The organism is Catonella sp., assembly GCF_052169795.1.
GTDB lineage: Bacteria > Bacillota > Clostridia > Lachnospirales > Lachnospiraceae > Catonella.
In genome coordinates this window covers 1-11,843 of sequence record NZ_JBQNBU010000064.1, presented here as the reverse complement: position 1 = coordinate 11,843, position 11,843 = coordinate 1, and the positions used below count along the sequence as shown (strand labels likewise).

Below are 11,843 nucleotides of genomic sequence, written 5' to 3'. Positions count from 1 at the left end.
ACGTGGCAAAAAAGAAGGTAAAAAAGAAGGTAAAATAGAAGGTAAAATAGAAGGTAAAATAGAAGGTGCTAATGAAGAAAAAATCAGAATAGCTAAGGATATGAAGAAAGAAGGTCTGGCTCACAGTCTAATTGCTAAGCTTACCGGCATTTCTGAGAAGAAGATTATGGCTCTGTAACTGTAACTTCTACATAGTGCATTATAACAAATAGCTTTTAAGCTCTGATGATGTGTTTCAGAAGATATTACATAAATAATTCGGCATTATATTGACAATCCTTATTTAAATTGCTAAAATTAAATCTATAGGAGGATTTAATAATGAAACTTAAAAGCAAAATGTTACTTTTCATCGGTGTCCCAATGCTACTGGTCATTATAATTATGACTGCAGTTTCTTATTTTTTTGTTCAGGCTTTACCAATTATAGGCATTATATCTGCCATAATAATGTTTATAGTTATTTATTTTGTTACAAACTCTATATCTAATCCTATCACTGAACTAAGTGATTGTATCCAAGGAATGGTTAATTATGATTTTACACTTACCGAAACCTCTCCATCTATAATCTACTCTAAAAATACAGATGAAATCGGAGAAATATCTCGTTCCTTAGTAACTGTTAAGAAAACAATACAGTCAATAATGATACAAATTTCTGATATTGCTAATCAGGTTTCCACATCATCGGAAGCACTTGCTGCTTCCAGCGAACATTCTGCTAATGCAGCTAAAAACTTATCAAAAACTGTTAAAGAAATATCAAACGGTGCTGTAATACAGGCAGAGGATATGCAAAAGGGTGCAGAATCAGTGCAGATAGTTGATACCGCACTTCATACAAACGAAATTATTATTGAAAATCTTAATACTACCATTCATGAAGTGTCATCTGCAAAAGAACAAGGTATACTTACTATACCAAAGCTCATTACTGCTACAAAAAAACTGAAGGATTCTGCTGAAAATGTATATTCAGTTATATTAAATACAAATGACAGAGCTGCTCAGATTTCTTCAGCCAGCAGTATGATAAAATCCATTTCCGACCAAACAAACCTGCTTGCATTAAATGCTGCTATTGAGGCAGCAAGAGCAGGTGAGGCAGGTAAGGGATTTGCAGTAGTTGCAGAAGAAATTCGTAAGTTGGCTGAACAGTCAAATCAGTTCACTGAGGAAATTCAGGCAATTGTATTAGGCCTTACAGAAAAAGTAACTGAAACTGTAAATATTATGGAAACAGTTGGTGGTACAGTTGCTGAACAAAATGATAGAGTTAATGAAACTCAAGAAATATTCCGTTTAATTTCTTCCGGTCTTGACAAAAACTTGAGTGAAGTTAACAGCCTCAACCATTCAGTTAAAGAACTTGAATCTACAAAAGATTCGCTTGTTGGCATAATAGAAAATCTATCTGCTTTGTCAGAAGAAAATGCTGCTTCAACACAAGAGGCTTCCGAATCATTAAGCTCTCAGCTTGATTTAGCTGAGACAGTTGCTTCTTCCAGTGAGCAACTCTTAAGTTTATCACAAAATATGATTTCTATGATTAATAAGTTTAAGATTTAATTCTTATCCATTAAGAGAGAATCCTGTTGAATATTCACAGGATTCTTTTGTATTTAATCTAATAATGCTCTTAGCATATCTTATTAACACAAAATATTTAATCCCCTTGTTCATATATATCTTTTACTTGATAAATAAGAATTTTAATGCTAAAATACATTGCATACACGAATACATTTAAAAATAATTGTTTATAAGCGGAGGTTTTATGGCAAAGAAAAAGTATACTGAAATGACAAAAGAAGAACTCCTTGAATTAAAGGATTGCTTAAAAATAGAATATAAAAAAATGCAGGCAAGAGGACTTGAACTAAATATGAGTCGTGGTAAACCCTGTGTAGACCAACTGGATTTATCAATGGGGATGATGGACTCATTAAACAGCAACTCTGATTTACTTTGTGAAGACGGCACCGACTGCCGTAACTACGGAGTTCTTGACGGTATACCTGAGGCAAAGGAACTTATTGGTGATATGATGGAAGTTCCTTATGACCATCTGCTTATATATGGAAACTCAAGCCTTAATGTAATGTACGATACAGTTTCTCGCTCAATGACACATGGTGTTATGGGGAGCACTCCTTGGTGCAAATTAGATAAGGTGAAATGGATATGTATTGTTCCGGGCTATGACAGACACTTTGCAATAACAGAGTATTTCGGCATAGAAAGTGTGACTGTACCTATGCTTAAAACCGGTCCGGACATGGATATGATTGAGAAACTTGTAGCTTCTGATGAAAGTATTAAGGGTGTTTGGTGCGTACCTAAATATTCCAATCCTACCGGAAATTCTTACTCTGATGAAACAGTAAGAAGATTTGCAAGACTTAAGCCTGCTGCCAAGGATTTTAGAATATACTGGGACAATGCCTATACCGTACATCACCTTTACGATAATGAGCAGGATCATCTCATTGAAATTCTTGCAGAATGTAAGCGTGCCGGAAATCCGGACTTAGTATATAAATTTGCCTCTACAAGTAAGGTAAGTTTTCCGGGATCCGGTATAGCAGCTCTTGCTACCAGCCTGAACAATCTTGAGGACATTCAAAGACAGGTTGCTATGCAGACTATAGGTCATGACAAGGTAAATCAGCTTCGCCATGTGAGATTTTTCAAAGATATTCATGGACTGGTTGAGCATATGCGTAAACATGCAGACATTCTTCGTCCTAAGTTTGAGGCTGTCGAAGAAATACTTGAAAGAGAGTTAAAGGGAACAGGAATTGCTACTTGGACTTCTCCAAAGGGCGGCTACTTCATTTCTTATGATACTCTTCCAGGCTGTGCCAAAAAGGTTGTTTCACGCTGTGCAAAGGCCGGTGTAGTTATGACTCCTGCCGGAGCAACCTTCCCCGGCGGAAAGGATCCACAGGACACTAACATAAGAATAGCTCCTTCCTTCCCTCCTATAAATGACCTCAAGACTGCTACAGAACTACTGGCTCTTTCCACAAAGCTTGTAGCAGTTGAAGAATTACTTGCAAAAATAGAGCTTTCATCATCTACATCTGACGTTAAAACTGCCCCATCGGCAAAAGCTGAAAAATAAATTTTCTTACAAATATTCATACTAATTTTATTTGATTTTTGTAAGTATTTTTACTATAATTGATTTATTACCAAACTAATGGTAAATTAAAAACTTCGGAGGAACCGATATGAAAATTCTAATTATAGGCACCAATCATGCAGGCATTGCTGCTGCCAATACCTTACTTGATAATTATCCGGGTAATGAAATTGTAATGATTGATAGAAATACCAATCTTAGTTACCTTGGCTGTGGTACTGCTCTTTGGGTAGGAAGACAGATTGATTCTTATGAAGGTCTCTTCTATACCTGTGCTGAAGCTTTCGAAAAGAAAGGTGCTAAAATCAGCCTCGAGACAAGTGTTGAAGAAATTGACTTCAACAAAAAAATTGTGTATGGAACAAAGAAAAATGGAGAAAAGTTTGAAGAATCATATGATAAACTTGTACTTGCTACCGGTTCTCTTCCAATATCTCCTGCCCTTACCGGAAATGACTTAGAAGGCCTTAAATTCTTAAAACTTTTTCAGGAAGGTCAGGCTGTAGATAAAGAAATCAGTAACCCTGAAGTTAAAGAAGTTGCCGTAATTGGCGCAGGCTATATAGGTGTAGAGATTGCTGAAGCTTGTCTTTTAAGAGGCAAAAAAGTAAGACTCTTCGATATAGCTCCTAGCTCTCTTGCAAGCTACTATGACAAATGGTTTACAGAAGATATGGACAAAGCTTTAGAAGATGCCGGAATAGAAACCCATTTTGGCGAAAAAGTCCTTGAATATAAAGGAAACGGCAGAGTTTCTTCTATAGTAACAGAGAGTGGAGAATATCCTGCTGATTTAGTTATAAATGCTATCGGTTTTGCTCCAAATAATGCACTTGGCAAGGATCATTTAGAACTTTGGAAAAATGGTGCTTATGCAGTAGATAAGTATCAGCAGACAAGTGATCCTGATGTATATGCTGTTGGAGACTGTGCTACCATTTATTCAAATGCCCTCAGAGATAGAACATATATAGCTCTTGCTTCAAATGCAGTTCGTACAGGAATAGTTGCCGGACATAACATAGGTGGAACTAAGCTTGAAGGCTCAGGTGTACAGGGTTCTAACGCCATCTGTGTATTTGGCAGAAAACTTGCTTCTACAGGTCTTTCAGTAGCTGCTGCTGAAAAAGCAGGCATGGAAGTAGAATATACAGACTTCGAGGATACTCAGCGTCCCGGATTTATGCGTGAAAATGAAGATGTAAAAATCCGTATAGTATATGAGAAATCTTCAAGAAGAGTTGTTGGTGCACAGCTTTCATCTAAAGAAGACATCTCAATGGCGATACATATGTTCTCACTTGCTATTGAAGAAGGGGTTACTATTGATAAGTTAAAACTTCTCGATATTTTCTTCCTTCCACATTTTAACAAACCATATAACTATATTACAATGGCAGCTCTTAGTGCAAAATAAAATCAATTCACACCGAAAATATCAACACAAACAGATGTCAATTTTAAAAAATCTACTAAATTACAATATTAAACGCTGCAAGCATTACTCCTGCAGCGTTTAATTATCTTATTTTGTAAAATCAATTACTTTACTTTTATTTTAAGCTTAGCAATTTGTTTAGCAGTTAACTTCCTGCCATCAACAAATATTTGGAGCTTAATCTTACCTGTCTTAAGTTTGGCAGCCTTAAAAGTAAGCTGTTTTTTGGTAAGTTTGTTTAAAGATTTCAAATTCTTAGCATTTAAGTACAGGGTAAAATTCTTTCCCTTTACTTCAAATGCAGTTATTTTTTTAGAAACAAGTTCGGATAAAGCTGTATCTGTTATAGCCGCATTTATCTTTGCTTTATTCTGTGGGAGAACAACTTTCTTTATAGTCCTTATGTCTAAGCCTTTAAGAGCACCCGAATTTACTGTTTTCTTTAGAGAAGGCAATATTAAGACTTCCTTCTCAACAACCTTTTCCTGCGGAGTTTTATTAACTGCAATATCTGTTACAGAATTTTCTTTTGTTTCAGGCTTCTTCTCCTCTTTTTCTTTTATTTCAGGTTTCTTCTCCTCCTTGACGGCTTTCTCTGTCTTAGCAGGTAAGGTAGGAACAACCGGATACGAAGGTGAATATGAAGGTGAAGGTGAATATGAAGGTGAAGGTGAAGGTGAAGGTGAATATGAAGGTGAAGGTGGTTCAGGAGCCTTATTTACTTTAATTTCAACTTCTTTTTCATAATTTACAAATTCAGGTATATTTTCTCCTTTTATACCACCCACAACAACAGCCTTTAAGGTTATTTTACCCTCTCCTTTGGCTGTAAGTTTATTTCCCTCTGTAACCATCGCATCTTTAGCCGTAGTTTTCTGAGGATCATTTACTACTGACCAGGTAATATCTTTTTTAACAGCATCAGCAGGTTCTACAGCCGCATTTAATTCCAAGGTATTTCCTGCCTGAAATTCATTTACGTTAAGTTTTATATCTAACACATTTTTAGCACTCTCATACTGCATAAGATGCTTAAGTGCCTTTGAGAAGAAATATTTACTTGGCTGTCCACCTTCTTTATTCTTGAAAAACTTTTTGTTATTTCCATGAGCTACTCCGTCTCTCTCTATAGCATATGAGAATACTCCGCCATATCCGCCTTTGGCTGCCCACTCTGCCTGTTTGTAAGCTACACAATTTTTAAATTCAGGTTTTGTAAAAAGTTCATCAGGATTATTTAATAAGGTTTTATTTGTTGCTCTGTCTGCCACCAAATCCTTACTTGGAACATTTCCCCAAATGTTTCCTCCCTCTTCATAGTAACTAAATCCTGTAAGATACTTTTCTTTAGAAAGTACATCTTTATAAGAATTATAGCCTGTCAAATAACCCTGTCCACCATAATTCTGCCTGATTACATAATCATAACAGTCCTTTGTAGCCATAAACAAACCATCATCAGCATTTGCAGGTTTATTAGTATCTAAAATAAATACCAGGTTTGGTGTTCTGTCAGGATTTTTAGGCCCTATAATTTTGGATATTTCTTCAATAACCACCTTAGCCTGCGCTACATTCAAATGATCTGAATCGTGATATTCAAAGTCTATATCCAAACCATCAAGGTTATATTTGGTCACATATTCTTTAACTATCTCTGCTGCAAGAGCCTTATATCCCGCTTCATCCTTAGTATAGTCAAACCATTTGGAAACACCACGTCTGCCATCTACGTCTTTTATTCCTATTGTGCGGATAACCCTTGTTCCCTGTTTATTAAGCTTTGGCACATATTCCATCTTTAACTTTTCCCAGAAAGGATTGCCGTCTTCCGTGAAATCATGAAATACCGCCACTATATCCACCTCAGCAGGTACATCACTAATCTTATGAGACGCATCATCAGGTACCCATGACCAGTAATCATGCCAGGTTCTAAAATATCCCAACTGGATAGGAGTTTTAAGCGGTTTCATGTTTTCTTTAGGGAAAGCTTCGTCATATTCTTTCGGCGCAGGTGTATTCTCATCTGCCTTAACTGCAATCTTAAAATATGCGTACTTATTCCCGGGCATCTCTGCTCTAAGCCATATATAACCCGGGTTCTTAGGTGTAAAAGAGGTTATGTTGTCAATATCTCCCTCATGCTCCGCCCCGGTATCTCCCGAATGATAAAGCATCCATTTGCTTACCTTGTCCTTGTTAACCACTACTTCATCGCTTTTAAGGTCAATCTTGGTATTTACGGTAGTTTCCTTAATTTTAAGGTCTACCTTGTCTGACGGTGCTGCCATAAGCCTTACAGGCTCTGATAATCTGACAGCTCCCCCCCCCGCTGAAAATAGTGTAGCCGCTGCTAAAGCAGCACAAAACAGCCTTTTGAAACTTCTTTTTTTACTTCTCATAAATTCCCAATTCCCCTTTCTGCAAAATAAATTGTACTTTGGATTTCCAATAAATTCTATACTTTTTACAATATTATCTTAACATATTTATTCTTTTTGTCAAAGTAGCTTTGATAAGTTTAATAAATTTTTAATAATTACTGTGATTTTTCACTAAATTTATATTGTATTTTTATATATTTCCAACAAAGATATTAGTATAATGTTAACTATAATGTTAAATATAATATTAAATGATGTGGCTGTCAAAAGTATTTGACACCAATTGATACAGAATTGCTACAGCTTTGTTTCTCGCAATCCTTGCAAAAATATTCGTAATCTGCTCATTTTTTGCAAACTGTACATAACACTGAAAATTTTTATTTATTATGAAATTCTAACATAATTTCCTGACAAACAAAAAAGAAGAAACTATACACTATCTCTTAGCGTACAGCTTCCTCTTTTAATACATCTTATTTAGTTTTCTCAGCAACTTTTTCAATAGTTTCGACTACATTCACAGTACAAATATCATACCTTCCATTTGCAATCGAAGAAACAATAGTTGTTTTTCCTACCTTTTTTGCAAGTATCTTTCCACTCGCACTCACTGCAACAATCTCAGGGTCATAACTCTTAAATATTGCAGCCTCTGCTGTTGTATTAGGCTTAAGAATAGCCTGCAAGGTTTTTTTCTTTCCTACCTCAATAGTCACCTCACTCAAAGTAAGCCTAATGCTTATAGCAGGTGGTCCTACATATACCTTACACTTAAACACTTTGTCTTCCTTAATAGACTTGTCCTTAAGTGTTACTGTTATAGTAGTATCACCTACCTTAAGTGCAGAAATAGCACCTGTGGTTGAAACACTTGCAACACTGTCATCATCTGACTTAAAATACAAATTCTGGTCCTCTGTCAAATTGTAGACCTTTAATGCAAACTTGTCATCTGTTACCAAAGACAATTCAGTAACATTTAACTTCGGTTCTGCTATATTTTCTTTCATCAGTACCTCCCCGGCATACAAATCTATTCTGTTTGTACCGAGGGACAAAATCAAACAAAGCACAACCACGACTGACAGAGCGACTTTTTTTCTAAGATTTTTCATCTTTTTACCTCCGTCTGTCTTATGACCTTATCATCATACAGCTTGTTTTTGTCATAATCGTGTCATTTGGTAAACTTTATTTAACTTGAAACTGACATAGAAAATTATTATAATTACTTTTAAGCACTTATAGTGGGCGAAAGGAGTATGAATTTATGCAAAATATACTGATTGCAGATGATAATGCAGATATTACAAATGTACTGGCTGCCTATACTACCAAAGAAGGCTACAATCCAATAATTGCAACCGATGGAGAAGAAGCGTTAAAACTCTTTGACGAACACTCTCCTGCTGCCGTACTTTTAGATGTTATGATGCCTAAGATGGACGGCTATGAGGTTTGTCGTAAAATCCGTGCAAAGTCAAATGTACCCATCATCCTCGTTACTGCCAGAGGAGAAGGTTTTGAAAAAATAATGGGACTTGACATAGGAGCCGATGATTATATAGTTAAACCTTTTAGTCCAAGCGAGGTTATGGCTAGGCTTAGAGCTGTCCTTAGAAGGATGACAGCTCCTGAAACTGCCTCAAACATCACAAGCGAAAACTTTATCAAAATAGATAATCTCGAAATTAATCTCGAGGAATATTCTCTTAGCATTGGTGGAGAAAAAATTGCACTTACAAAAAAAGAAATTGAAACCATGTGGACTCTTGCTGAAAACCCTAACAAGGTTTTTACCAGAGATAATCTGCTTGACAGTCTCTGGGGTTTTGATTACTATGGTGACCCTCGTACCGTAGACTCACATATTAAGCGTCTTAGAGCTAAACTTGATACTGTAGAACATCCTAACTGGAGCATTAAAACTATTTGGGGCATGGGCTATAAATTCAATATTGAAAATTAAGATATGACACAGGTTTTAAAATTTTTAATACTCGCATCATAATGTACTTACGGAGGCTATAATGGGCATAATTAAAGATTTAAAAAATAAAAATGACAAGGTTGTCATTGACGAAAATGTTAATAAACAAATAAATACTGTTAAAAAATTCAGTTCCTTAATAATATTGGGTGCTTTAGTTGCAGTTGGAATATTTTCAAGTATCTATTCTGTATCTGAGCAGGAACAGGCTGTCATCACTCAGTTTGGAAAGGTTGTCGGTGTTGAAACCGCAGGACTTCATTTTAAACTTCCATTTATTCAACAACTTACAACAGTGAATACCACTACTCAGGGTATGCCGATAGGATATGAAGAATCCGGCACTAATGACCCTGTTGAAGATACTTCAGACTATGAAGACAGCATGATGATTACCAAAGACTTTAACTTTGTAAACATTGATTTTTATCTTGAATATAAGGTGGTAAATCCTGAAAACTTTCTTTTTAATACTGATGACCCGCTTAACACCCTTAGAAATCTTACCAAAGCCTCTATCCGCTCAACCATTTCCAAATATCTTGTTGATGAGGTAATGACTACTGCCAAGGGTAAGATTCAATCAGAGGTTAAGGATAAGCTGATTTCAGAAATGGAAAAAGTAAACATCGGAATAGAAATAGTCAACATTTCAATACAGGATGCCGAGCCGCCAACTGCTCAGGTTATTCAGGCTTTTAAGGCAGTTGAGACTGCAAAACAGGGTGCTGAAACCGCTATAAATAATGCCAATAAATATCAGAGTGAAAAACTCCCCTCTGCAAATGCCGATGCTGACAAGATACTTAAAGAAGCAGAAGCATATAAGGAAAACCGTATTGCAGAAGCTGAAGGACAGGTTGCCAGATTCAGCGAAACCTATAAAGAATATAAGAAGTTTCCTCTCATAACCAAAAAAAGAATGTTTTATGAAACCCTTGAAGAAGTCCTGCCTAAACTAAGTATCATTATTACGGATGGCAAGACACAGTCTATTTATCCGGTTGATAAATTTAATAATTAAGGGGAGGAAGTTATGAAGAAGACAAAAAAGTTATTTTTAATATTACTTATACTTGCCGGCTTTCTTGGATTCAGCTCAACCTATTCACTTAGGGAAAATGAATACGGTATAAGATTACAGTTTAATAAAATAGTTGCAGTAGACAATAATGCAGGACTTTATTTTAAATTACCTTTCATACAGAATATAAGAAAAGTGCCTAAGTCCATCCAACTCTATGACATCCGTCCAAGTGATGTTATGACTGCAGACAAAAAGTCCATGATAGCAGATATGTATATTCTTTGGCGTATTGTTGACCCTACCGTCTATTATCAGACCTTGAATGCCAATGTAAACAATGCTAAAGACAGGACAGGAATTACAGTTTATAACTCCGTAAAATCGGTTATATCCTCTATGACCCAGGATGAGATAATAGAAGCCAGAGGTGAAAAACTTACACAGACTATTACTGCTGATGCAAATCCTGATATTAAAAAGTACGGTATTGAAATAGTTCAGGCTCAGTTAAAATCACTTGATTTACCTGATGACAATAAACAGGCTGTGTATGACCGCATGATATCTGAGAGAAACAATATAGCTGCCTCTTATACTGCCGAGGGTGAAAGCAAGGCAAAAAAAATACAGAATGAGACAGACAAACAGGTTGCCATTCTTAAGGCTCAGGCCGAAAAGAACTCTGCAAAGTTAAAGGCTGAGGGAGAAGCAAAGTACATGGAAACCTTGCAGCAAGCTTATAATGACAAGGACAAGGCTGAATTTTATAATTATATAAGAAGTCTTGATGCCCTTAAAGTTTCACTTAGCGGACAGGGTGAGAAAAAACTGATGCTTGGCAAAGACAGTGAGCTTGCCAAAATACTTTACGGTAATTTTGAATAATTTAAATAAGGCGGTATTTTCATGAAAGATATTCTTTCTGTTAAGCCTGTCATAATAAAGAAAAGGACTTTGAAACAAATAGTTCATAGTCTTTTCTTTATTATGTTCAGGAATTATGCTTTGGTTGTGGTTGCCTTTGCCATCCTTACAGGGCTTATATTTGTACAGCTCTACTCAAGGTCTGCCATAGAAGCCAATCAAAAACTTCTGCTTAAACAGGCAAGTTCCATTGCAAAGAGAGTAGGCGTATTTGTTGATGATGATGACTATATTACCTACCCTTCATTTCTTGAAGTACTTGAAGAATTGGAAACAACTGATATATGGATAATTTCAAATCCCAAATCAAAGTCACCAATGCCTAAAAAATACACAAATATAGATATTTCAAGGGAAACTCAGCCTGAAATCTCCTCACTTTTTGACACTGTGTTTTTAGGAAAAGCTGATGCCATGGATGTATATTCCGAAACCTATGGTGCAGACTATATATTTACTGCTGTACCAATAGTGGCATCCAAATCTAAAGAGGTAATCGGAGCTGTCTTTGTAAATCAGGTTTCTGAATCTCAAAAAATTGTCATAAGCCGAAGTTTTACAATCATATTTATAAGTACTCTGATAGCCCTATTATTTTCTCTTATTTTTGCTGTCTTCCTTGCAAGAAGGCTCTCAAGACCCCTTTCTATAATGAGGGCTACCGCACTGAGGCTTGCCGATGCAGACTATGAGGCTCATACAAATATAAGTGAAGGAGGAGAACTGGGAGAACTGGCAGGAGCTATAGACTCACTATCCGACCGACTTAAGCAGGCAGATGAGGAGAGGAAAAATCTTGAGCAGATGAGACTTGACTTTTTCGCAAATGTTTCTCATGAACTCCGTACCCCTATTACAGTTGTCCGTGCCTATTCAGAGACACTATTAGACGGTATCATAGATGATGAGGCTACCAGATTTGA

General features: G+C 36.2%; 9 protein-coding genes. 7 read left to right on the top strand and 2 right to left on the bottom strand.

Annotated features, from left to right (window positions below; all coding sequences use genetic code 11):
* Positions 1–321: 321 nt before the first annotated feature.
* The 3 genes from ACTTKP_RS09125 (at position 322) to nox (ending at position 4,568) form a co-directional block, all read left to right on the top strand.
* On the top strand, positions 322–1,572 hold the full coding sequence (locus tag ACTTKP_RS09125; RefSeq protein WP_442553591.1) for a methyl-accepting chemotaxis protein: 1,251 nt from the start codon (positions 322–324) through the stop codon (positions 1,570–1,572).
* Positions 1,573–1,780: 208 nt separating this feature from the next.
* A complete protein-coding gene (locus ACTTKP_RS09120) occupies positions 1,781–3,130 on the top strand; it encodes an aminotransferase class I/II-fold pyridoxal phosphate-dependent enzyme (protein ID WP_442553590.1) in 1,350 nt (449 codons plus the stop codon).
* Between the two features lie 109 nt (positions 3,131–3,239).
* Positions 3,240–4,568 carry a H2O-forming NADH oxidase gene (gene nox, locus ACTTKP_RS09115; RefSeq protein ID WP_442553589.1) on the top strand — a complete coding sequence of 443 codons (1,329 nt, stop codon included), beginning with the start codon at positions 3,240–3,242 and terminating at the stop codon, positions 4,566–4,568.
* A gap of 125 nt (positions 4,569–4,693) precedes the next feature.
* On the opposite strand, the gene ACTTKP_RS09110 is transcribed toward nox, so the two are convergent.
* Both ACTTKP_RS09110 and ACTTKP_RS09105 read right to left on the bottom strand, forming a co-directional pair.
* Positions 4,694–6,994: an EndoS/ChiA family endoglycosidase gene (locus ACTTKP_RS09110; RefSeq protein WP_442553588.1), complete on the bottom strand. Its 2,301-nt coding sequence runs from the start codon at positions 6,992–6,994 to the stop codon at positions 4,694–4,696.
* A 458-nt stretch (positions 6,995–7,452) separates the two neighbouring features.
* The gene (locus ACTTKP_RS09105; protein ID WP_442553587.1) at positions 7,453–8,094 is read right to left on the bottom strand and encodes an Ig-like domain-containing protein; all 642 of its coding nucleotides are present in this window, start codon (positions 8,092–8,094) and stop codon (positions 7,453–7,455) included.
* A 155-nt stretch (positions 8,095–8,249) separates the two neighbouring features.
* On the opposite strand from ACTTKP_RS09105, the gene ACTTKP_RS09100 reads away from it, so the two are divergent.
* From ACTTKP_RS09100 to ACTTKP_RS09085, 4 genes are all read left to right on the top strand, one after another.
* A complete protein-coding gene (locus tag ACTTKP_RS09100) occupies positions 8,250–8,948 on the top strand; it encodes a response regulator transcription factor (protein ID WP_442553586.1) in 699 nt (232 codons plus the stop codon).
* A gap of 61 nt (positions 8,949–9,009) precedes the next feature.
* Positions 9,010–9,993 (top strand): FtsH protease activity modulator HflK, encoded by a 984-nt coding sequence (gene hflK / locus ACTTKP_RS09095; protein WP_442553585.1) that lies wholly within the window; start codon positions 9,010–9,012, stop codon positions 9,991–9,993.
* A 12-nt stretch (positions 9,994–10,005) separates the two neighbouring features.
* Positions 10,006–10,881: a protease modulator HflC gene (gene hflC, locus ACTTKP_RS09090; protein ID WP_442553584.1), complete on the top strand. Its 876-nt coding sequence runs from the start codon at positions 10,006–10,008 to the stop codon at positions 10,879–10,881.
* A gap of 21 nt (positions 10,882–10,902) precedes the next feature.
* A partial coding sequence (locus ACTTKP_RS09085) for a histidine kinase dimerization/phospho-acceptor domain-containing protein (protein ID WP_442553583.1) occupies positions 10,903–11,843 on the top strand: 941 nt, incomplete at its 3' end.